This is a genomic window from Aromatoleum diolicum (assembly GCF_012910955.1).
In the GTDB taxonomy this organism is placed as follows: domain Bacteria; phylum Pseudomonadota; class Gammaproteobacteria; order Burkholderiales; family Rhodocyclaceae; genus Aromatoleum; species Aromatoleum diolicum.
Window position 1 is genome coordinate 1 of sequence record NZ_WTVQ01000034.1, and the last position, 22,427, is coordinate 22,427.

Annotated in this window: 22 protein-coding genes; 8 read left to right on the forward strand and 14 right to left on the reverse strand. The window is 60.9% G+C overall.

Going from position 1 to position 22,427, the window contains the following annotated elements; genetic code table 11:
* Positions 1 to 197 precede the first annotated feature (197 nt).
* Both GPA25_RS17270 and tyrS read right to left on the reverse strand, forming a co-directional pair.
* Positions 198 to 3,158: a bifunctional diguanylate cyclase/phosphodiesterase gene (locus GPA25_RS17270; protein WP_169261654.1), complete on the reverse strand. Its 2,961-nt coding sequence runs from the start codon at positions 3,156 to 3,158 to the stop codon at positions 198 to 200.
* 188 nt (positions 3,159 to 3,346) lie between these two features.
* Positions 3,347 to 4,546, reverse strand: coding sequence for a tyrosine--tRNA ligase (tyrS, locus tag GPA25_RS17275; protein WP_169261655.1), 1,200 nt, complete (start codon positions 4,544 to 4,546; stop codon positions 3,347 to 3,349).
* Here tyrS and GPA25_RS17280 point away from each other — a divergent pair.
* Entirely contained in the window at positions 4,545 to 5,945 is a 1,401-nt protein-coding gene (locus tag GPA25_RS17280) for a peptidoglycan DD-metalloendopeptidase family protein (RefSeq protein WP_425486405.1), read from the forward strand. The two genes, tyrS and GPA25_RS17280, sit on opposite strands and share 2 nt — an antisense overlap.
* 76 nt (positions 5,946 to 6,021) lie before the next feature.
* Here the strand turns inward: GPA25_RS17280 and erpA are convergent, their stop codons facing one another.
* The 4 genes from erpA to rplM all read right to left on the reverse strand — a co-directional run bounded on the left by erpA (position 6,022) and on the right by rplM (position 8,459).
* The gene (gene erpA / locus GPA25_RS17285) at positions 6,022 to 6,372 is read right to left on the reverse strand and encodes an iron-sulfur cluster insertion protein ErpA (RefSeq protein ID WP_169261656.1); all 351 of its coding nucleotides are present in this window, start codon (positions 6,370 to 6,372) and stop codon (positions 6,022 to 6,024) included.
* A gap of 90 nt (positions 6,373 to 6,462) precedes the next feature.
* The gene (argC, locus tag GPA25_RS17290; RefSeq protein WP_169261657.1) at positions 6,463 to 7,491 is read right to left on the reverse strand and encodes an N-acetyl-gamma-glutamyl-phosphate reductase; all 1,029 of its coding nucleotides are present in this window, start codon (positions 7,489 to 7,491) and stop codon (positions 6,463 to 6,465) included.
* A 133-nt stretch (positions 7,492 to 7,624) separates the two neighbouring features.
* Positions 7,625 to 8,017, reverse strand: coding sequence for a 30S ribosomal protein S9 (gene rpsI / locus GPA25_RS17295; protein WP_169261658.1), 393 nt, complete (start codon positions 8,015 to 8,017; stop codon positions 7,625 to 7,627).
* Positions 8,018 to 8,030: 13 nt separating this feature from the next.
* The gene (gene rplM / locus GPA25_RS17300) at positions 8,031 to 8,459 is read right to left on the reverse strand and encodes a 50S ribosomal protein L13 (protein ID WP_169261659.1); all 429 of its coding nucleotides are present in this window, start codon (positions 8,457 to 8,459) and stop codon (positions 8,031 to 8,033) included.
* A gap of 528 nt (positions 8,460 to 8,987) precedes the next feature.
* Between rplM and GPA25_RS17305 the strand changes: the two genes are divergently transcribed.
* The gene (locus GPA25_RS17305) at positions 8,988 to 9,407 is read left to right on the forward strand and encodes an OsmC family protein (RefSeq protein ID WP_169261660.1); all 420 of its coding nucleotides are present in this window, start codon (positions 8,988 to 8,990) and stop codon (positions 9,405 to 9,407) included.
* An 89-nt stretch (positions 9,408 to 9,496) separates the two neighbouring features.
* Here GPA25_RS17305 and coq7 read toward each other — a convergent pair whose 3' ends face one another.
* From coq7 to GPA25_RS17340, 7 genes are all read right to left on the reverse strand, one after another.
* A complete protein-coding gene (gene coq7 / locus GPA25_RS17310; protein ID WP_169261661.1) occupies positions 9,497 to 10,117 on the reverse strand; it encodes a 2-polyprenyl-3-methyl-6-methoxy-1,4-benzoquinone monooxygenase in 621 nt (206 codons plus the stop codon).
* A 20-nt stretch (positions 10,118 to 10,137) separates the two neighbouring features.
* Positions 10,138 to 10,626 (reverse strand): CNP1-like family protein, encoded by a 489-nt coding sequence (locus GPA25_RS17315; RefSeq protein WP_425486406.1) that lies wholly within the window; start codon positions 10,624 to 10,626, stop codon positions 10,138 to 10,140.
* 32 nt (positions 10,627 to 10,658) lie between these two features.
* The gene (locus tag GPA25_RS17320) at positions 10,659 to 11,255 is read right to left on the reverse strand and encodes a DUF3501 family protein (protein WP_169261663.1); all 597 of its coding nucleotides are present in this window, start codon (positions 11,253 to 11,255) and stop codon (positions 10,659 to 10,661) included.
* Between the two features lie 12 nt (positions 11,256 to 11,267).
* Positions 11,268 to 12,614, reverse strand: a complete 1,347-nt coding sequence (locus tag GPA25_RS17325) for a heterodisulfide reductase-related iron-sulfur binding cluster (protein WP_211163191.1) — start codon at positions 12,612 to 12,614, stop codon at positions 11,268 to 11,270.
* 86 nt (positions 12,615 to 12,700) lie between these two features.
* Positions 12,701 to 13,120, reverse strand: coding sequence for a rubrerythrin family protein (locus tag GPA25_RS17330; protein ID WP_169261664.1), 420 nt, complete (start codon positions 13,118 to 13,120; stop codon positions 12,701 to 12,703).
* Positions 13,121 to 13,278: 158 nt separating this feature from the next.
* Positions 13,279 to 13,872, reverse strand: coding sequence for a CBS domain-containing protein (locus GPA25_RS17335; RefSeq protein WP_169261665.1), 594 nt, complete (start codon positions 13,870 to 13,872; stop codon positions 13,279 to 13,281).
* 297 nt (positions 13,873 to 14,169) lie between these two features.
* The gene (locus GPA25_RS17340; protein ID WP_169261666.1) at positions 14,170 to 14,700 is read right to left on the reverse strand and encodes an RNA pyrophosphohydrolase; all 531 of its coding nucleotides are present in this window, start codon (positions 14,698 to 14,700) and stop codon (positions 14,170 to 14,172) included.
* A gap of 229 nt (positions 14,701 to 14,929) precedes the next feature.
* Here GPA25_RS17340 and GPA25_RS17345 point away from each other — a divergent pair, with 229 nt between their 5' ends.
* The 3 genes from GPA25_RS17345 to GPA25_RS17355 all read left to right on the forward strand — a co-directional run bounded on the left by GPA25_RS17345 (position 14,930) and on the right by GPA25_RS17355 (position 17,804).
* Positions 14,930 to 16,678: a proline--tRNA ligase gene (locus GPA25_RS17345; RefSeq protein ID WP_169261667.1), complete on the forward strand. Its 1,749-nt coding sequence runs from the start codon at positions 14,930 to 14,932 to the stop codon at positions 16,676 to 16,678.
* A gap of 20 nt (positions 16,679 to 16,698) precedes the next feature.
* The gene (locus GPA25_RS17350; RefSeq protein WP_169261668.1) at positions 16,699 to 17,346 is read left to right on the forward strand and encodes a lytic transglycosylase domain-containing protein; all 648 of its coding nucleotides are present in this window, start codon (positions 16,699 to 16,701) and stop codon (positions 17,344 to 17,346) included.
* A gap of 89 nt (positions 17,347 to 17,435) precedes the next feature.
* Complete coding sequence (locus GPA25_RS17355; protein ID WP_169261669.1) at positions 17,436 to 17,804, forward strand: PilZ domain-containing protein; 369 nt, start codon at positions 17,436 to 17,438, stop codon at positions 17,802 to 17,804.
* A 77-nt stretch (positions 17,805 to 17,881) separates the two neighbouring features.
* On the opposite strand, the gene GPA25_RS17360 is transcribed toward GPA25_RS17355, so the two are convergent.
* Positions 17,882 to 18,508, reverse strand: coding sequence for a bactofilin family protein (locus GPA25_RS17360; protein ID WP_169261670.1), 627 nt, complete (start codon positions 18,506 to 18,508; stop codon positions 17,882 to 17,884).
* A 337-nt stretch (positions 18,509 to 18,845) separates the two neighbouring features.
* On the opposite strand from GPA25_RS17360, the gene GPA25_RS17365 reads away from it, so the two are divergent.
* Genes GPA25_RS17365 through GPA25_RS17375 form a run of 3 tightly spaced genes read left to right on the forward strand, consistent with a single transcriptional unit; the run spans position 18,846 to position 22,310 of the window.
* On the forward strand, positions 18,846 to 20,249 hold the full coding sequence (locus tag GPA25_RS17365) for a sensor histidine kinase (RefSeq protein ID WP_169261671.1): 1,404 nt from the start codon (positions 18,846 to 18,848) through the stop codon (positions 20,247 to 20,249).
* Positions 20,250 to 20,307: 58 nt separating this feature from the next.
* Positions 20,308 to 20,883, forward strand: a complete 576-nt coding sequence (locus GPA25_RS17370) for a permease (protein ID WP_169261672.1) — start codon at positions 20,308 to 20,310, stop codon at positions 20,881 to 20,883.
* Positions 20,880 to 22,310, forward strand: coding sequence for a sigma 54-interacting transcriptional regulator (locus tag GPA25_RS17375; RefSeq protein ID WP_169261673.1), 1,431 nt, complete (start codon positions 20,880 to 20,882; stop codon positions 22,308 to 22,310). The genes GPA25_RS17370 and GPA25_RS17375 overlap by 4 nt, the downstream gene beginning before the upstream one ends.
* The last annotated feature ends 117 nt before the right edge of the window (positions 22,311 to 22,427 follow it).

Sequence of the window (22,427 nt, forward strand, 5' to 3'; positions counted from 1 at the left end):
TCGTTTCAAATACCGGCAAAACCTTTTCCCCTCTTCCCGACCCCCCGCTTCACCCGCCTAACCACCGCCAGTGCCGCGAAGAGGGGCGAATTATAGACACCCAAAATATACTGTCAAGCTCCCAAAAGAGAAAATTGCACGGGAGGAACAAGGCGCCGACAGCAGGCAGTCTGCACGGACAGTAAAGCATTATCTAATCAACGACTTGCCGCATGACGCCGCGCAAACGCCTCGAAATCGTCAGCAGTTAGTGGCCTGCTAATAAGGAAGCCTTGTACATAGTCGCACCCGCGCGCTCGCAGAAAGTCGTGCTGGGCCTCCGTCTCGACACCCTCAGCGGTTACGCGCAAGCCGAGGCTATGGGCCATATTGATGATGGCTTCGACTAGGAGAGTATCGTTTCGATCATCGGGACAGTCATTCACAAAGCTGCGGTCGATCTTGACGACGTCGACAGGGAAGCGCTTGAGATAGGAGAGTGAAGAATATCCGGTACCGAAATCGTCGAGGGAGTATCCAACACCAAGCGCGCTGATTTCGCGCATTCGCACCTCAGTGAGGTCGCTGCTTTGCATTAGCACCGATTCGGTAATTTCAAGGATAAGTTCGGAATGCTCCAGGCCATGTTCTCCGCACAGGCGCGTAACAAGTCCTACGAGTCCGGCTTCGCGGAACTGCACGCCCGAGACGTTGACTGCGATCCGCAGTAATGGGAGTCCTTGCGAACGCCACTGCCGGGACTGGCGCACGGCCTCGCACAACACCCATTCGCCGATTGCCACAATCAGCCCGGTATCTTCGGCGACCGGAATGAATTCGCCGGGAGCCACGATCCCACGCTCTGGGTGACGCCAGCGTATCAGAGCCTCGGCGCCGGCAACGGTACCACTGGCCGCATGAATGATCGGCTGGTAGTACAGGACGAACTGCTGCAGTTCGATGGCGGAGCGCAGTTCTGCCTCGAGCTGGACGCGCGCGCGGGCCGCTTCCTGCATGTCTTGAGCGTAGAACTGACAACGATTCTTGCCAAGTTGCTTCGATTGGTACATTGCAATATCAGCATTGCGCAGCAGCGTCTGAACGTTATCGCCGTCGTCAGGGAACACGGTAATCCCGAGACTTCCCGAAACATACCGATTTGCGCCAGCCAACAGGAACGGGGCGCGCAACACCCTGAGCACCTTGTCGCCAATGACCTGCAATCCTTCTGCATCATCGATATCCTCGACAACGAGGGTAAATTCGTCGCCCCCGAGGCGCGCCACCGTGTCCTGCTGGCGAATGCATTCCTGCAATCGGCCCGCAACCTCGACGAGCATTTCATCGCCGACATCGTGGCCAAGCGTGTCGTTGATCCATTTGAAGCCGTCAAGATCAAGGAAAATCAGCCCTGCCCTCTTGCCCGTACGACGACTGTGTGCGAGCGCGCGCTCCAGGCGATCGTGCAATAAATTGCGATTGGCTAGCCCGGTCAGCGCATCGAAGTTCGCCTGGCGCCAGATAACCTCTTCGCGCTGCTTGCGGCGCGTCATGTCGCTGAAGATGGAGACATACTTAATAAGCTTGCCAGCATCGTCGCGCACGGCGGAAATGGTAAGCCACTGCGGATAGACGTCGCCTGACTTGCGCCTATTCCAGATCTCACCTTCCCACCTACCGGTCTTTTCAAGGGTCGACCACATATTCTGGTAAAAGCCGTCATCGTGGCGTCCGGACTTGAACATCGCTGGCGTTTGTCCGACCACATCGGATACCGAGTAGCCCGTGATGGTACAGAAGGCGGGATTTACCGAAGTGATGACGCCCGCAGCGTCCGCAGTCATGATGCCCTGGCTCGAGGCGTCGAAAACGACCATGGCCTCACGCATGCGTTCCTCCGCAAGCTTGCGCTCGGAAACATCGCGAACTAGCGCGATGAAACCTGCCGGCCCCCCATCCAGGCGCGATAGCTGACTCATGGACGCACTGAACCGCCGCTGTCCGCCAGGCAAATCGAGTGAGTACTCGATTTCGCGCCGCTGTCCGTCCCGCTCGATCGCAATCAAGCCACTCCGGATGTCACCCGCCACTTCCGCCGGGAATGACTCTTCGTATGATCGCCCCAGAAAATGCTCCGCTGGCGCGACAAGCAGGGAAGGATCCGGGGAATGGAGTTCCGTGATGCGACCCGACTCATCCATGACGAACAGTAGGTCGGGCAAGGATCCGATCAGCGCCGCAAGTTTCGCCTCCCGTGCTGCGAGCTCTGCCGTGCGCTCATCAACAAGCACCTGCAATCGGCGCCTATGGAGCCTGAGTTCCGCCATTTGTTTGGCCAGCCATCCCAAGAGCGAACTGAAGGCCAACCCCAGGAGCAGCTTGAGCACCAGATCCGACTTATGCGTCCATCCATCGATCGGCGCCACGCTCAGAGTCCACGTGCCGTTAGGCATACCTAGCGTGCGGTCGACGGCATCAACCAAGGGCTGCTGGGAGGAAGCAGCGATGATCTGCTTGAGGCCGGTATCCGGGTGAATCCGCCAGAGCTCGTAATGAAAGCCGCGTTTCACGAGCTGAGGCAGCTGCGCCTTCGAGAGCACCTCCGGAAAACGGATCAGGACGGTAGTAAAACCCCAGAATTGTGCGTGGCCGTTTTCATCATCAATGAACACCGGCAGGCGCCCCACTGCGCCAATGCCGCCCTGCATGAGCGTAAAGGGACCTGCAAGTGTGAGCTTTCCCGTATCACGAGCGAGAAAAGCTTCTTTGGTTCGAGCCGGATCCGCAAGGAGATCGTGACCAATCGCCTTGGCATTTTCCGCCACAGGCACGACCCTGCGAATGATTCCACCAGGCGCAAGTTGCAGCGAATCTGCACCTGGGTAATAACGCAGCATTTCGGTGGCGACCGCTTCGAAATCCGGCACGGCGCCACGTCCCTGACGTACCAAGGCGGCAAGAGCGTAGGTTGCCGTCAACCCATGATGGACCGCGTTTTCGACTTCGTGTGCTTTGTCGCCGATGAGGTCGGCAACCTCCGACCGGCGGACATGGCGCGCTTCCCGCTCTGATTGCAGGATGAGGACCGCTGCCGTGACTGCCGCCAGCAAGAACGCGGCAAGTCCGATCACACGCGGCCGAAACAACGCACTACGCTCGGGCAGGGACACTATCGCCATGGAGACACCTCCTGCGAGCGCTTAAACATCACGTCAGCGGGACAGCCATATGCTACCAACGCTCGTTTTGGCCTGCGCCGCTCCATGACCATCGTGCCCGGTGCCTTGCCGTGAATTGTTACATGTTACACCTGAACATGCCGCCCAAATCCCTGCAAATCCGGACGGCCGGACCACGCGAGCGCGCCTCAACCAAGGCGCACGGCAGCGAACTTGCGCTTCCCGACTTGTAGCACGACCGTCTGTCCAGACTGCATCACTAGCCCCTTGTCGGCGACTCGGTCACCATTCAGGCGCACCGCACCCTGCTCGATCATCCGCATCGCTTCGGAGGTGGTTCCAGTCAATCCTGCTTGCTTGATGACCTGAAAAACCGGTAGCCCTGCCGCTCCCACCGCGACTGTAACCTCTGGCATATCGTCAGGAAGCACCCCGCGCTGGAAACGCGCCTCGAACTCAGTCAATGCGTCGACGGCAGCGCGCTGGTCGTGGAAACGGGCGACGAGCTCCTGGGCAAGCAGCACTTTGACGTCACGCGGGTTACGCCCTGACCCGACTTCACGACGAAGTCCGCCAATTTCGCTCGTCGATCGGAACGAAAGCAGATCGTAATAGCGCCACATCAGATCGTCGGAGATCGACATGACTTTGCCGAAGATTTCCCGTGGCGCTTCAGCGATGCCGATATAGTTTCCCAGCGACTTCGACATCTTGTTGATACCGTCGAGTCCCTCGAGCAGGGGCATCATCAGCACGCACTGGGGCGCCTGGCCGTCGTGCTTCTGAAGCTCCCGCCCCATCAGCAAATTGAACTTCTGATCGGTCCCGCCAAGCTCGACGTCCGCTCGCATCGCCACCGAGTCGTAACCCTGGCACAAGGGATAGAGGAATTCGTGAATTGCTATGGGTTGACCGCCGGAATAGCGCTTGGCAAAGTCATCGCGCTCGAGCATGCGCGCGACGGTATTGCGCGACGCAAGGCGGATCATCCCCGCGGCGCCGAGCGACTCCATCCAGGCCGAGTTGAAGCAGATTTCGGTCTTTTCCGGGTCGAGGATCTTGAAGACCTGGTCCTGATATGTACGAGCGTTCTCCATGATCTGCTCCCGCGACAACGGCGGCCGCGTGGCGTTCTTGCCCGACGGGTCGCCGATCATCCCGGTAAAGTCACCGATCAGGAACATCACCTTGTGCCCGAGATCCTGGAAGTGACGCAGTTTGTTGATCAGGACCGTATGCCCAAGATGCAGGTCCGGGGCCGTGGGATCAAATCCGGCCTTGACCCGGAGCGGACGCCCGGACTTGAGCTTCTCGATCAGTTCCGCCTCGATCAGCAGTTCGTCGGCACCCCGCTTGATCAGCTCGAGGGCTCCCTGTACGTCAGTCATGCGACTCTCCATTCATTACGGGACGGTTAAAAACTTTGCTACACTCGCGAAAGTTTTTTGTCCGAAAATTCCCATGCAGGCACGAAAAGTCAGGATTCTAGCCGAACTGAGCGATCAACTTCCCTCTTCCCGTCGCCGGGGATGGGTACTCGGTGCGGTCGTCAGCGCCTCGATGCTCGGGGTTGTAGCCGCGACCGCCGTAGTCCCTGGCGACGCGCCAATGCCCTTCCCGGCCGAATCGGTGATCGAACAACTCGGCCCGGTCAAGGTGGAAACGGTGGAACAGCGGGACTTGCCCTTTGTATCCGACGAGCGCGTATTGCCAGGCGATACCATTCACACGATTTTTCGCCGTATCGGGGTCAGCGACCAAGAAGCACTGGACTTCCTGAATCAGACGGAAGGCATGCAGGCACAGCGGCAACTGCGTGCGGGACGCTCGCTTTTTGCAGTCGTCAATGCGGACGGAAGGCTGGTATCGCTGAGCCTGCCAGTATCCGGGGGCGATACGCGATTCACGATCGAACGCACCACAGAGGGGTTTCGAGCGCGAGCCGAGAATCCCGCAGCAATTGAAACGCACGTTGAAATGCGCTCCGGAACCATCCGCCAGACACTGTTCGGCGCGACCGACGCCGCAGGGATCCCCGACAGCGTTGCGACCAAGCTCGCTGAAATTTTCGGCACTGAAATCGATTTCAGTAGCGATCTGCGGCGTGGAGACGAGTTCCGCGTTGTTTATGAAACCATCCACAACCAAGGGATCGCAACTCGTGCAGGACGCATTCTCGCGGCCGAGTTCGTCAATCAGGGCAAAAGCCATACGGTGGTCCTACACAGGGACGCCGATGGATCCGATACCTACTATACGCCGGACGGTCGTGGCCTCAACCAGGCATTCCTGCGATATCCTCTTGAATTCTCGCGCATTTCGTCAAATTTTGGACGACGGCTCCATCCCGTTCACAAGAGCTGGCGCGCGCACAACGGTACCGATTTTGCCGCGCCGACCGGCACCCCGGTAAAGGCCGCTTCCAATGGCACCGTCGAATATGTTGGCAGCCAGCGTGGTTACGGGAACATCGTCGTGCTGCAACACCGCGACCGCTACGAAACCGCATATGCGCACCTGAACGGATTCGTCAGCGGTCTGCGCAAGGGTGAACGAGTGCGCCAAGGGGATGTAATCGGCTATGTTGGCTCGACCGGCTGGTCGACGGGCGCACATCTGCATTTCGAGATCCGCGTCAATGGCGTCGCCGAGGATCCGATGAAGATTGCGCTACCTTCGGCCCAGCCGCTGGAAAAGCAGGCACTTGCGACCTTCAAGCGCGAGACCGGCGCAATGTTTCAGCGCTTGGCTCTACTCAGCCGCACGGACGTCGCGAAGATCGACTGAAGATCTGTCGCTCGTTCATGAAAAAAAACGGGATGCCAAGGCATCCCGTTTTTCTTGACTCGCTGAAACCGGCAGATCAGGCGGAGAACGACGACCCACACCCGCAGGTGCTCGTTGCGTTGGGATTACGGATCACAAACTGCGACCCTTCCAAGCCTTCGCTATAGTCGATTTCGGCACCGACCAGATACTGGTAGCTCATCGAGTCAATCAGCAGCGTTACGCCATTCTTCTCGAGCGATGTGTCGTCTTCATTGACCTCCTCATCGAAAGTGAAGCCATACTGAAAACCCGAGCAGCCGCCGCCGCTGACGAAGACGCGAAGTTTGAGTTCGGGGTTACCCTCTTCCTCAATCAGTTCCTTGACCTTACTGGCCGCGCTGTCAGTGAAGACGAGCAGTTCGGGGGTGTCGACTGCAGTGTTCATGTTTTCTCCTCTGTGGGGCTGTTCTCGCATAATGCGCCAGAGCATACCTTTTCGTCAAAATGAGAGTGGTGATGCAGTCAATTGGTTCCATCAGGGACTGACGGGCACCACGTCAAGACCGAGCATTTCGTCAAATTCGAACATGATGTTCATGTTCTGCACGGCCTGACCTGCAGCCCCCTTGACAAGGTTGTCGATCACCGACAGCACGACGACCACGTCACCGCCCTGTGGGCGATGCACCGCGATGCGACAAATATTGCTTGCGCGGACCGAACGAGTCTCCGGATGACTGCCCGGGGGGAGCACGTCGACAAACGGCTCACTGCGGTAACGGTTCTCGAACAGCGCCTGAACGTCTACGTCCTTCGTGAGTTTCGCATACAGTGTCGCATGAATGCCACGAATCATCGGCGTAAGATGCGGCACAAAGGTCAGACCGACCGGCGCTCCCGCCATGCCAACGAGGCCCTGACGAATTTCGGGCAAGTGACGATGACCGGGCACGCCGTAGGCCTTGAAACTATCTGCGGCTTCAGCAAACAGCGTATGCACTTCGGCCTTACGCCCGGCACCGGATACACCCGATTTTGCGTCGGCAACCAGGTATGAGAGATCCACCGCACCCGACTCGATCAGCGGCAGGAAACCCAACTGCACGGCCGTCGGATAGCAACCCGGATTCGCCAACACGCGCGCACTGCGAATCTGCTCGCGGTGGCGTTCTGGCAGGCCGTAGACCGCCTCGGCAACCAACGCGGGCGCCGCGTGCTGCATGCCATACCACTTCTCCCACTCAGCGATGTCGCGGATACGGAAGTCGGCAGCAAGATCGATGACACGCACACCGGCATTGACGAGATCGCTTGCCTGCTGCATCGCGATACCATTCGGGGTGGCGAAAAATACGACATCGCACTGATCGAGCGCGGCCTCGGCCGGGGTCACGAAGCGCAAATCGACCCGCCCACGCAAACTCGGAAACATGTCGGACACGGGCATGCCGGCATCGCCACGCGAGGTAATCGCATGCAATTGCGCACCGGGGTGACGCGCAAGCAGCCTGAGCAGTTCAACACCGGTATAACCCGTACCTCCGACCACACCAACCTTGATCATGTCTTCTCCTCTGTGGGGTTCTGACCCCAAAACCTATTGGGTAATTATCGCACCCGGTACCGCACATTCCGCTGCGCCAAAATGCAAAAAAGCCGCCTCGAGAGGCGGCTTTCTGACAGCAGATACCTGAGTATCAGCGCTTCGAGAACTGCTTGCGGCGACGGGCCTTGCGGAAACCGACCTTCTTCCGTTCGACTTCGCGCGCATCGCGGGTCACGAAACCTGCCTTGCGCAGCACCGGCTTCAGTTCCTCATCGTATTCGATCAGCGCACGGGTAATGCCGTGGCGGACCGCACCTGCCTGACCCGACTCGCCGCCACCGGTGACGTTCACCATGATGTCGAAGCGGTTGTCGTTTTCAGTCAGCACGAGCGGCTGGCGCACAATCATGCGGCCGGTTTCGCGCGAAAAAAACTCGTCCACGGGCTTGCCGTTAACGACGATGTTGCCGGTACCCGGCTTCATGAAGACACGGGCAACCGCAGTCTTGCGGCGGCCAGTGCCGTAGTTGTAACTAACAGCCATTGATCGGCTCCTGTCAGATCTCGAGAACTTTGGGCTGCTGAGCGGCGTGCGGATGCTCACCACCCGCGTAGCACTTCAGCTTCTTCAGCATGGCGTAACCCAGCGGCCCCTTCGGCAGCATGCCCTTCACGGCCTTTTCCAGTACACGCTCGGGAAAGCGCTGCTGCAGCTTGGTGAAGTTGGTTTCGTAGATTCCGCCCGGAAAACCGGTGTGACGGTAATACTTCTTATCCTGGGCCTTGTTGCCGGTGACACGCAGCTTCTCGACGTTAACAACGACGATGAAGTCACCGGTATCGACGTGCGGCGTATAGATAGGCTTGTGCTTACCACGCAGACGGCGAGCAACCTCGGCGGCAACCCGGCCAAGCACCTTATCCGCCGCGTCGACAACAAACCAGTCGCGCTTGACTTCGTGCGGCTTGGCAGAAAACGTTTTCATTCGAATCCTCGATCTTGTCCGGCCTGGGGCGAAGGCCAATAAACGGAAAGCTCGTGATGGTAGCGGGAACACCACCACAAAGTCAAATCCAGATGCATCACAGGTGGACTATACAAAAAAAACGCAGCCCCTGCGGGACTGCGTTAAATCCACACCAAAGGAGGAGGGTGGAGGAGACACCGTTTGGATCGCGAGGCTAAAGCGACCCGACTGGTACCGATTATCCATACCCGCTTATCACCGGGCAAGCATTTCTTGTGCATCGCACTATAAATGTTTTGATTGAAGGATAAGTGGCGCTTATACATACGTAAATATTTGATCTTTATCAAGTTGCCCCATACCTCCAGATCTTGTCGGGTGTGTTAAAAGACTTTCGCTCTCATTCATTTGAACTTTGTTATTGCGCCGCATCAAAGCATCCAATAGCGGCTAGGGATAGCACTGCAGCTTACCCTGCACGATCCGGTAGAATCGGCGCCCGGTCGACCGATAGCGACCGTAATACTGCCGACAACGGAGTCAATGATGGAATGCACGATCAAATGGGTCGATGGGATGACCTTTCTTGCCGAAACGGGCACCGGCCACGTGGTGGCGATGGACGGAGCACCGGAAGCGGGCGGACGCAATCTTGCTCCGCGACCGATGGAGCTGATGCTGGCGGGCGCGGGTGGCTGCACCGCTTTCGACGTGGTGCTGATTCTGAAACGCGGCAGGCAGGACGTGCGCAACTGTGAAGTGAAACTTTCGGCCGAGCGCGCCGAGAGCGATCCCAAGGTGTTTACGCGCATTGCTTTCCATTACACGGTACACGGCAAGGGATTGAAAGCCGACGCCGTAGAACGGGCGATTCACCTATCGGCGGAAAAATATTGCTCGGCGTCGATCATGCTCGCGAAAACGGCCGAGATCACGCACGAGTGGTCCATCATCGAAGTGGAATAAGGAACGGCGAACGCGTTACCGCTGCGCATGTGAGCAAAAAAGTGGGCGCGGGGGCGCGCAGATGGGTCGCGCGCCCTCCCCTGCGGGCCTCACACTCGGAAGGCCGTCGTCGTCATCACTCGCGATATCAGCTTCATCGCCGCTTTGAAGGGGGTGGGCAGCTCGTGCGCACCAAGACCGACTGCGGTGTCGGCATGGCGCGCCTCGTCGGCTTTCATCTGTTCGAGGATTTCGCGCGACTTGCGATCTTCAGCCGGTAGCTGCCCGAGGTGGCCATTGAGATGCGCCTCGACCTGGCGTTCGGTTTCGGCCAGAAACCCGAGATTCCATCGGTCACCGAGCTTGCCGGCAAGCAGTCCGAGAGCGAGTGATCCGCCGTACCACAGCGGATTGAGCAGACTCTTGCGCCCGCCGAGTTCCGCGATTCGTTGTTCAGTCCAGGCCAGGTGCTCGGTTTCTTCATTCGAGGCCTGCTGCAGTTCGCGCCGCACGCTTTCGTCACGCGACATCATGGCTTGCCCCTGGTACAGCGCCTGGGCGCAGATTTCGCCGCAGTGATTGACCCGCATCAGGGCGGCGACGTGCTCTCGTTCTTCGTCGGTTAGCGGGGCATCGGGCAGTTCGCCGCCAGGAACCGGGCGGACCGAGCGAGCCTGCGCGAAAACCGTGCGCAGCGCCTTATCGAATTCGATGATAGCCTGATCGATCATGATTGCCTCATTATCTTGGGTCAGTTTCCGGAAGGTCCGTATCTGCTGGCCGTACTGCGCAGGCGCAGTAGCACTTCGTCGCGATTGCGCGGTGGCACCGGGCCGTCACAGAAGTGATCCTTGGCAAGAGCGGCGCGTACGCGATTGTAGGTGGTATCAACGATCGGCTGCCAGTTGGCATCGCGTGCCGCCGACCATTCGCCGCCGGCTCGACCGGTAGCGTAGATGCGCCACGCGCCGGTCGCGCAACGGATACCCTCGAAGGTGACATTGCTGGCGCCACCCGGAGTGCGAACCACGAGGACGTAACGCACGACACCGTCGTCGCTCACCGCGAGGCTCTCTTCGTCGATGAGGAAGCGGTTGGGCGAGGCACTGCTGACAAAGAATTCGCGCAGGTTCAAATCGCGGGGGGCGGCGGGCATCGTGTAGTCTCCCTCCTTCCAGTCCGGATCGGGATCGGAAAAAAGCCCGGCGAAAACGGGGACCGAAAAACAAACGAGGGCCACGAGGCCCCCGCGCAGGACGCATTGCACCGGGTTCAAGCTCGCAAGTCTCCACACAAGGATTGCCGCATGGCCTCTGGCACATGCTCCACGGCAACCGAATAGGCCGGATGATCCACCCCGACCGCGAGGGCCGCCCCCGCCTTCAATGCGCGGATCATGGCGACCGGAAGTTCAAAACGCAGGAAGTGTACTGCCGACGTCTTTTCGTCATTGTCGCGTTCCATGTCTTCATCCGCAATCGCAAAGACGGGATCGAAGCCCTCCGCCCGGACCCACACGCGATCTTCGACAGCGATCAGGCGCGCGAGCCAGGCGCGTCGCTCAGTCTCATCGGGGAATTCGATCATCATCGTAGCCTTCCAGTTGCTGCCGTCCGGCACGAGCGGGTTATAGGCTTCGAGTTCGTCCCGGATGCCTGCCTCTTCGAAAGTGCGTTCGATGCGCAGCATTTCCTGGATCTGATAGCGGATCGTCAGTTCGTCCTCGAAAACCAGCGTGAGGTGATCGCCGAGAGGCAACGTGCGATCCTGCTTGTGGGCGATGACGCGGTTGCGGAAGGCCGGTCGCTGCCGGGCGTATTCTTCGAGGCTCAGCAGACTGTCGCGGGAGATGGGGTGCGTGGCGTTCATTGTCGCAGATCCTTACAGTCCATAGGCCTTGCGCAGCAGGGTAAGGGGATGGGCTTTTTCGGCTTTCAAGTCGGTGCCACCGTCACGGATGCCCTGCTGGATGTGACGGCCGGCGATGGGGCAGTCGGAGCTGATGAAGTCCGGTTGCACCTGGGCCATCAGGCGAAATACGGGACGACCGATCTTCATCGACTGCTCGTAAAACTCCTTCTTCACGCCCCAAGTACCATCGTGGCCCGCGCAGCGTTCGACCGTGGTGATCTCGGTGCCGGGAATCAGTTGCAGGGTCTCGCGCGTTTTCTGCCCGACATTCTGCACCCGTCCGTGACAGGGGATGTGATACGCAACCTTGCCGAGCGCCTGCGTGAAATCAGTCTTCAGCAGGCCGTCGCGGTGGCGCAGCATGAAGTATTCGAAGGGATCGAACATCGCATCGGCGACCATTTTGACGTCGGCATCGTCGGGGAACAGCAGCGGGAGTTCCTGTTTGAACATCAGGGCGCAGGACGGCACGGCGGCGAGGATGCCATAGCCTTCGCGGGCGAGTTCGGCGAGTGCCGGGATATTGAGTTCCTTGAGCCGGCGCACACCGTCCAGATCACCGAGTTCAAGTTTCGGCATGCCGCAGCAGGCTTCCTGCTGAGCGAGCACCGTCGGAATCTGGTTGTGAGCGAGCACGGCTACGAGATCGTGGCCAATGCCGGGTTCGTTGTAATTGATATAACAGGTCGCGAAAATCGCAACCTTGCCCGGCGTTCGTTCGCCATCGCGCACCGGCCAGCGATCCTGCACATCGGCCGCACCACGAAATTTCACCGGCGCGTAAGGAGGGAGTTCCCGCCGCTTGTCTACTCCAAGGAGCGATTGCAGCGCGGCACGCGCGACGCCGTTGTGGTTGGCGGCATTTACAGTCTGGGCGACCACGGGAATGGCGGCGAGCTTGCCCAGCGCGTCGGTGCTGGTGAGGATTCTGTCGCGCATTCGCACCTCGCCCTTGCGGAACTTGACCGCCTTGGCGCGCAGCATGAGGTGCGGGAAATCGACGTTCCATACATGCGGCGGCACGTACGGGCACTTGGTCATGAAGCACAGGTCGCACAGATAGCATTGATCTACGACCTTTCCGAAGTCGTGCTTGTCGACGCCGTCCACCTCCCCGGTCTTGCCATCATCGACCAGATCGAACAGGGTGGGAAAGGCGTTGCACAAATTGACGCAACGCCGACACCCATGGCAGATATCGAACACGCGCTCAAGCTCGCCGTGGAGTGACGCTTCGTCGTAGTAATCAGCGTCCTGCCACGCGATCGGGCGACGGCTGGGTGCGTCGAGACTGCCTTCCCGCTTGGACACGTTCATTCCTCCTCACCGCGGACGAACGGCCGGACGCGGTGTCCGCAGAGAAATCGGGCGGGGCATACCGCCCGTTTGCGCGACAGCGCCGATCAGTCCTGGAGCGCGTCCAGAGCCTTCTGGAAGCGGTTGGCGTGCGAGCGCTCGGCCTTTGCGAGCGTCTGGAACCAGTCCGCGACCTCGTCGAAACCTTCGTCGCGTGCGACCTTGGCCATGCCCGGATACATGTCGGTGTATTCGTGCGTTTCGCCGGCGATCGCGGCGCCGAGGTTGAGGCGCGTACCGCCGATGGGCAAACCGGTTGCCGGATCGCCACAGGCTTCGAGATATTCCAGATGGCCATGCGCATGGCCGGTTTCACCTTCGGCGGTCGAGCGGAACACCGCTGCGACGTCGTTTTGTCCTTCGACGTCGGCCTTGGCAGCAAAATACAGATACCGGCGGTTGGCTTGGGATTCGCCGGCAAAAGCGGCCTTGAGATTTTCCTCGGTTTTCGAGCCTTTCAGTTGCATCGCGCTCTCCTCGTTCTGTGTTTTCGGAGATAAGTCCCGGCAGGGAGCCGGGGCTACCCTAAGGGTAGAAGGGATTTTCCGCGGCCGAAAATTGAATGCCTCTATGCATTTGATTGCGCCAGACTATGGGCTGTGTTACGACAATCACGCCGACGCGATCAGGCGGCAATGGCGGCTTCGATCTCGGCGAAGGTACGGGCGATCTCGGTGTTCATCGGCTGCGGCTCGCCAAGCTGGCGCGCGATCTGCGACGCAGAGAAGATTCCGCGGATCAATCCGCGACCGCCCTCCTCCCGTTCGAGCACCAGCGCGTGCTGACGGCCGGAGCGCTTGAGCGTCGCGACGATGTGCCCGACATCGGCACGCATGACTTCACCGAGTTCGACGGCTTCGGTTTTTTCGAGCGGCGTCATCACACCCTCGACCGTCAATTCCCCGAGCGGTTGCCCGCGCTCGCGCGCCGTACGCACTGGCCGTTCGCCCAGCAGGTCGGCAACCGTGATGACTCCGCGCACCTGCTGGCGCGAATCGGTGACCAGCAGCAGGCGTACGCCGCGCAGGATCATCGCGCGGTTGGCGTCGGCAAGGGGTGTGTCGGCCGCGATTGTTGCGGCGGGAATGCGAGTGAGATCGGTCATGACCTCGATCGCGGGAGACTGTTGCGTGACCCTGCGGCTGCTGTCGGTTTTTGCCACTTCGCAGTGCAGGCCAGCCAAACGGGCCTGCGGAAGCGGTTCGAAGTCCCGGTTCATGAGCACCTCCCATTGCGGATGATGAACGAGAGGGGCGCATCGAGCATTGCGTCGCAGCTCGTGAATTCGCCGTGATCGCATCACGCCCCGCACGGCGATCAGCCCCACCGGGGCGTCGCAGCCGACGACGGCCGGCATAGCCCATCGGACAACGGCGAATGCGCAGAGTTCAGCGAAAATGCCACTTTCCCACGTAACAACGGACGAATGGCATTTGCCAGGATCGCGGGGACAAAAAAACCGCCGCGAGCGACCCCATGCGTCTCGGGGCACGTCGCGGCGGCAGGGATGCGGCACTCAGGGCTGATCGGCGTCGATCACAACCCGGTAGGCTTCGGGCAAGTCTCGGGGATGAACCCGGAACAAGGTTTTTGACAACTCCAGCAAGGCCTGCTGGTACACCTGCCGCTTGAATTCAATCACGGCATCCAGCGGCACCCAGTACTCACTCCAGCGCCAGGCATCGAACTCCGGATGATTGCTGGCTCGCAGACAGACGTCGGAATCACGCCCCACCAGACGCAGCAGAAACCAGATCTGTTTCTGCCCACGGTAGGTATTGCGCCATTCCCGTTTGATCCAGTGTTTCGGAACGTCGTACCGCAACCAACCACGCGTGCGGCCAAGAATCTTCACATGCTCGGGACGCAGACCCACTTCTTCGAACAGTTCCCGGAACATCGCCTGCTCGGGGGTTTCCCCGTGCTTGATGCCGCCTTGTGGAAACTGCCAGGAATGTTCGCGGATCCTCTTACCCCAGAAAACCTCATTGCGCGTGTTCACCAGAACGATGCCGACGTTCGGGCGATAGCCTTCACGGTCGAGCATGATGAAACCTTTAATTCATGAACTGAACAGATTTTTTCACACTTACCCTGCGTTGGAAAGGCGCGTCCGCCGTTGCGTTCCCGAGCATGCGGGTGTGGGGGTCAGACTTCACGACGCTCGCGGCGGTACGGCACCGGATTGCGGCATGGAACATCGATGCGCGTACCCGCGAGGCACGCGACAGGCTAAAATTCTGCGTTTGCCCAACCGACCCCTCGCGGACCCCAGAATGCGCGCCAGCCAGTATTTCATTTCGACCCTCAAGGAAGCCCCCTCCGACGCCGAGATCATCAGCCAAAAGCTGATGCTGCGCGCCGGCTTCATCCGCAAGGTTGCGGCCGGCATCTACAGTTATTTGCCGATCGGCCTGCGGGTGATCCGCAAGGTGGAGGATATCGTTCGCGAGGAAATGAACCGTGCCGGGGCACTCGAACTGACGATGCCATTGGTGCAGCCGGCCGAGCTGTGGGACGAGACGGGCCGCTGGGAAAAGATGGGCGCGGAGATGCTGCGCTTCAAGGATCGTCACGAACGGGATTTTGCGTTGCAGCCGACCTCGGAGGAAGTCGTCACCGATATTGCGCGCCAGGAGCTAAAGAGCTATCGCCAGTTGCCGAAGAATTTCTACCAGATCCAGACCAAGTTTCGCGACGAGCGCCGGCCGCGCTTCGGCGTGATGCGGGGACGCGAATTCACGATGAAGGATGCCTACTCCTTCGATCGCAACGTGGATGCAGCGGGCCGCAGCTACGACACGATGTACGCCACCTACTGTCGCATTTTCGATCGACTGGGCCTGACTTATCGCGCAGTGGCGGCGGACACCGGCGCGATCGGTGGCGACCGGTCGCATGAATTCCAGGTGATCGCGGATACCGGCGAGGACGCCATCGTTTACTGCCCGGATTCCGATTACGCCGCGAATATCGAGCTGGCCGAGGCGCTGCCGCTGTTAGCGTCGCGTGCAGCGCCGACCCGCGGCCTGGAGAAGACGCCGACACCGGGCAAGGCGACCTGTAAAGACGTCGCCACGCTGCTCGGCGTGGCGCTCGCCACCACCATCAAGTCGCTGGTGCTTGCGACCGACGACGTGGATGAAAAGGGCAAGCCGGCCGGGGTCACCGTGTGGCTGCTGCTGGTACGCGGCGATCACGATCTGAATGAAGTCAAGGCAGGCAAGGTCGATGGCCTGAAGGGCGGGTTCCGCTTCGCCACGGAAGAGGAAATCCTCACCCACTTCGGTTGCAAGCCCGGCTACCTTGGCCCGATCGGTATGAAGCAGCCGGTCAAGATCGTCGCCGACCGCACAGTCGCCAATATGGCGGACTTCATCTGCGGCGCGAATGACGCGGACTTCCACTACACCGGCGCGAATTGGGGCCGCGATCTGCCGGAACCCGATCTCGTCGCCGACCTGCGCAATGTGATCGAAGGCGACCCAAGCCCGGACGGCAAGGGCAGGCTCGCGATCCAGCGCGGCATTGAAGTGGGCCACGTGTTCTACCTCGGCAACAAGTACTCGAAGGCGATGAATGCGACCTTCCTCGACGAGGACGGCAAGCCGAAGCATTTCGAGATGGGGTGCTACGGCATCGGCGTAACGCGCATCGTCGGCGCGGCGATCGAACAAAACCATGACGCGCGCGGCATCATCTGGCCGGATGCGATCACGCCCTTCCGCATCGTCGTCTGCCCTGTCGGCTGGGGCAAGTCGGAGGCCGTGCGGGCCGAGGCAGTGAAGCTTTACGAAGGGCTGATCGCCGCGGGCGTCGACGCGATTCTCGACGACCGCGACGAACGTCCGGGCGTGATGTTCGCCGACTGGGAACTGATCGGCGTGCCGCATCGTGTGGTGATCGGCGAGCGCGGTTTGAAGGAGGGGCTGGCCGAATATCAGGGCCGGCGCGACGCCGAGGCCACAAAGGTGGCGATCACCGATCTGGCAGGTTTCGTCGCCGATAAACTGCGCAGCGCTTAAGCGTCAGCTATAACAAACGCATGATACGCATCCGCTGCATCCTGCTGCGCGCCGCTCTGGTGGCCGGTCTTGCCGGCATCTGGAATGCGGCCGTGGCCGGCAACCAGGTTTATCAGCCGATGGCTGCGAGCGTGCGCGCGGCGCTGCATGCCGCTGTGAGTGACGCCCGTGCCCCCGAATTGCTGATTGCCGATGCGGGCGAGCGAACGCGCTGGCTGCAGGACATGTCGCGCCGCCTGGAGCGACGCATTCCGGATCGCAGCTATCGTGAGGAGCTGCTGACGTCCGTCCATTATGAAGCCACCCGCGCGGGGCTTGATCCGCAGATGGTGCTGGGGCTGATCCAGGTCGAGAGTGCATTCCGCAAATACGCGGTATCCGGTGCCGGTGCGCGCGGCTACATGCAGGTGATGCCGTTCTGGGTCAAGACCATAGGTCTGCCGGAAGACAATCTCTTTCACCTGCGGACCAATCTGCGTTACGGCTGCACGATCCTGCGTCATTACCTGGACATCGAGAAGGGCGACCTGTTCCGTGCGTTGGGGCGCTACAACGGCAGTCTGGGGAAACCGGAGTACCCGAATCTGGTGCGCGCCGCCTGGGAGAACCATTGGGCGTATCAAGCGGTGAAACTTGCTGTGGACGAACGCGGCAGCCGCACCAACTGAGCCTCACCCGCGCCAGGCACTATCGCCCCCCTGCCCCCGCGGAATAATCGCCCGAGCCTCGACCGGAATTCACCGAACCTGGAGTCGACATGGAAAGCCGCCTGTTTCGCCGCCGCTCTATTGCAATTTCCTTTCGCGTCTACGATGACGACGACGGCAGATTCATCGGACGAATCGGTGACATCAGCAAGGGCGGACTGCTGGTTTATGGCCCCAACCGCCTGCAGACGGACCGGATCTACCGCCTGCGGATCGATCTGCCGGACGATCACGGCATACCGCGTAGTGTAACGTTGCCAGCCAAGGCGATGTGGTCCGGCGCGGATGCCAATCCCGAATTCTGCAGCACCGGCTTTCGGCTATTCGAACTCGATCAGCCGGAAAACAGCGCAGCACTTCAAGCGTTGTTGTCGCGTTTTACCGTCGGGCTGGACGAAGACGAGGACTACGACGGCTGAAACCCCGGGGCCCAGACCTTCCGCGAGCAACGGAACCAAGTTGGGCGATCCGGTCGGGCCGGATCGCCCACCACGTGTCAGGCGCCGATGGCGACCTTCACCGGGGAATCGTCGCGTCCGACTGAACGCACCGGATCCCGCGCCGTCTCCTTCGCGGTTGCCAGTGACTGCACGTCACCGGAAATCTCTCCACCCTCCTCGATCAGTATCTTGCCGTAACGGATCTTGCCGCTGACCCGGCCGGTGGCGTGAATGATCAATTGGCTGCGCGCGGTCAACTCACCCTCGAAGCGGCCATGAACCTCGGCCACGTCGATACCGACCGTCCCGGAGAACGAACCTTTTTCCGCAATGCGGATGACCCGGCTGTCCATCGTCGCTTCGACCCGCCCTTCGACGACAAGCGTGTCGCAGTCGAGAATCTCGGCGCCCTTGAGCTTGACGTCCGGGCCGACAATCAAGCAGCTGCCGGTCTCGCGCGCAGGATCCTCGCCAACAGCTCCCGTTGCCGGCGCGGCCGAAACCGTCGCCGAACGCTCGTCCACCGTGGCGGTCGGAGCTTCGCTCTCCGACACAGCCGACTCCGACGCGCTGCGTGACAGGCTGGACGCCGAACCCGAGGTCAGACTACCCGGACCGACGCGCGGACCGCGCGCGACCTGGGGATCTGCGACTTTTGGGAACAGGGCGGGTTTGTTGAACATATTCTCTCCTTGATTCCGTGAACGTTTCCGGGCCGACAGTCATCGCCCCCGGGAGAGTGCCACGCAAACACCGTACCACGCACGCAAGCCATTGAATTTCTTTTTATTTTTTTATTACGATGGCAATGGCGCAGGCAAAATGGGCAAAAAGTGTCGCCGATTAGTGACAACATTTGTCCAAATATAATTCAAGTTATTGTTTTAATGTGATTTTCATCCGTCGCCCTGAGACGACATGCTTGCATCGTGAAACATGGGCTTGCACTTCCTTACGCCCGGAGCCCCGTTGCACAACCTAAACTGCGCGGCCGGTCTCCGCGTCGCACCGACTGCCCTAATGTCCCGTCTGTCCTTCAGCCACACTCTGCTGGCGAGCTTTCTACTGATCGCTGCGATCCTTGGTGCCACTGCGCTGGGTGGGCTGTTTGCGCTGGAAGACTTTGCGGCGCGCCACCGGGCGAGCGCACGCGACGCCCTGGGGTTTTCAACCGCAGTGCAGCAACTGGGCGAACGCAGTGTGGACATGGAGCGCAGCGCGCGTCAGTTCCTGGTGCTGCATGACCCGGTGTTGCGCGAGCGTTTCGAGCAGGCACGTGAAGAATCACTCGTCGCACTGGCACATATCGCGGCACTCCAGGCACCGCGCATCACGTCGCTGACCGAACAATGGCGTGGTGCAGCGACTGCCGCCGGAGAGGCCCTGTTCGCCGGAACGAACAACGAGCCGGCAACCGCGGCGCTAAGCCGTCTGCCACCACTCAATGAGCAACTGGCAAACGAGGTGCGCGCACAGCTTGATCATCAGGGGCAAGCACTGCTCGACGAAGTCGATGCCAACCGCAACCGGCTCGCGTGGCACGTGCTCGCCGCGATTGTAGCGGCCTGCACATTGGCGGCACTGACCGGGTGGTGGGTGTTGCGCCCGGTGAATCGGGTCGAGGAAGCCATCGAGGCATTGGGAGAGAGCCGCTTCGACCAACCGGTCGTCATCCCGGGCCCAGCCGACCTGCGCCGCGTCGGGCGCCGGCTGGACTGGTTGCGTCTGCGGCTGGCCGACCTTGAGGCCAACCGGAATCGCGTGTTGCGACATGTGTCGCACGAGTTGAAAACGCCGCTCGCTTCTTTGCGCGAGGGCATCGCGCTGCTCGAAGACGGCGTCGTCGGCGGCTTGACCGGGGAACAGCAGGAAGTGGTGAGCATTCTCGAACACAACACGCGCAGCCTGCAGGCGCGCATCGAAGACCTGCTCGGCTATAACGCCGCGGTATTCGACGCGCGCAGCCTGCGGCGGCGCCCGGTGTCACTGCGCACGTTGGCGGAAGTCGTAATCGCGGAGCAGCAGTTGCCGATCCAGACCCGCAACCTGAAGGTGGTGCTGCGCGGCGACCCGCCCGAGTTCAGCGCCGACCCGGACAAGCTGCGCATCGTGCTGGCGAATCTGCTCGCCAATGCGGTGTCGTTCAGCCCCCGCGACGGTGAGATCCGCCTGACATTGCGCAACCTCGCGGGCAAGGTGCGCATCGAGTGCATCGATCAGGGGCCGGGCGCTGAAGTCGATGAAGCGGAACGCATTTTCGAGCCCTTCTTCCAGGGCAGCCGCCAGCCGTCGGTGCCACGACACGGCAGCGGACTGGGCTTGTCGATCGTGCGCGAATTCGTGGTTGCTCATGGTGGACGAGTAGAACTGCTCGCGGCCGCGAGAGGTGCCCATTTCCGGATCGAACTGCCCAATGAAAGCTGACCCCGTGCTCCGAGACCACGCTTTGCCGGAGTCGGTACACAACCGGCCACACTTAGCAGTGACGCTGTTCATCGTTGCATTGGTCACAGCACTTGCCGGCTGCGCGAACGGGCGCACGGTGGCCGCCGATCTGCCGCCTTTGGTCAGCAGCCATAGCGGTACCGCGCAGACGGTGCGAGCCGCACTGGCCTACCACCTGTCGATACGCGGCATGAGCGCAAGTGAACTGGCACGCGAGCGGCCGACGCAGACTGTGGGTAGCGTGTCCCCATTGGGCCAAATCAAGCAGGCCATGCTGTTGAGCCATCCCCAGGGCAGCAACAGCCTGCCGCGGGCGTTGAGCTTGCTCGATGCGATCAACAATTCGGACAAGCCGGAGGCGGTCACGCTACACCCGCTCGCCCGTCTGCTTGCCGATCAGTTGCAGGAACGCCAGCGCCTCGAAAACACTGCCGATCGGCTGACGCAGCAGCTTGAACGCACCGGACAGCAACTCAAGGACAGCCAGAAACAGGGCGAGCAGCTTCAGGAGAAACTCAACGCCCTGGCCGAGATTGAACGCACGCTGCCGATACGGCCGGCCGCCCCTGCGGCTCCGCTGCAGACGCCGGCCGAACGGAGAACAACACGATGAAAACCAGCCAGCCCGCAACAAGCAATACCCCGGCTCCGCATGCCGGCGCTCACCTGTTGCTGGTGGACGACGACACCGACCTGCTGCGCCTGCTGTCGATGCGCCTGCGTGCCAGCGGTTATCGCATCAGCACCGCAGAGAGCGCCGAAGCGGCCCTGACCTGTCTGGCGGTGGAACGCTTCGGCCTCGTGGTCAGCGACGTGCGCCTGCCGGACCGCGACGGGCTGGTGCTCTTCGAAGACATACGCCGCGCCTATCCCGCCCTGCCGGTGATCCTCCTGACCGCGCACGGCACCATCCCCGACGCGGTCGAGGCCACCTCACGCGGCGTTTTCGGTTATCTGACGAAGCCCTTCGACAGCAAGGCGCTGCTCGACAAGATTGCGCAGGCACTGCAGATCAGCGGCCCCACACATGCCTGCGACGAGCGAACCGACATCAGCTGGCGCGACGGGATCATCAGTCACAGTAACCATATGGCGACGGTGCTGGACGAGGCGCGCCTGGTTGCCGCGTCCGACGCCAGCATCCTGATTCGGGGCGACAGCGGCACCGGCAAGGAACTGCTGGCGCGCGCCATTCACCGAGCCAGCCCGCGGGCCGATGAACCATTCATTGCGATCAACTGCGGAGCGATTCCGGAGCAACTGCTCGAATCGGAGCTTTTCGGTCACGTGAAGGGGGCTTTCACCGGCGCAGCAACGGCCAATACCGGCTTGTTTCAGGCCGCCAACCGCGGCACCGTGTTTCTCGACGAGATCGGCGACATGCCCCTGGCGCTCCAGGTCAAGCTGCTGCGCGTACTGCAGGAACGGGCTGTGCGGCCGGTTGGATCGAGCCGTTCCGAACCGATCGATGTGCGCATTCTGTCCGCGACCCATCGCGACCTCGAGCTGGCGCTCGCCGACGGGCAGTTCCGCGAAGACCTGTTCTACCGCCTCAATGTAGTGAGCCTGACGCTGCCTACGCTCGATCAGCGCCGCGAGGACATTCCCTTGCTGGCGAACCACTTCCTGCATGTACTGGCGCGCAAGTACCACAAACGGCTGCGCGGATTCGCCCCCGAAGCCCTCGAGGCGCTCGCCGCCGCGGCATGGCCGGGAAACATCCGCCAGTTGCAGAACGTCGTCGAACAGGCATGCGCATTATCGACTACGCCGCTAATTCCGCTCGCGCTGGTTGAGCGCGCGCTGCGCGGCCCCAGCATCGAGGCACTCAGCTACGCCGAGGCGAAACTGCGCTTCGAACGCAACTACCTGATCCAGCTGCTGAAACTGACGGACGGCAACGTATCCGATGCGGCGCGACTGGCCGATCGCAACCGCACCGAGTTCTACCGCCTGCTGCAACGTCACGCGCTGACACCAAGCCTGTTTCGCGGCGATGGAACCGACGTCGTCCGTGAGCGACAACAGGAATACCACTGAATCAATGATTTGTGCGGGACCCGTGGAATCTGTCGCCAATCCCCGACAGATTCCACGCGCCGACTCTCGCTGACGGGCACGTGCGCCTCACCAGGATTTTGGCAACCGCGCAATATC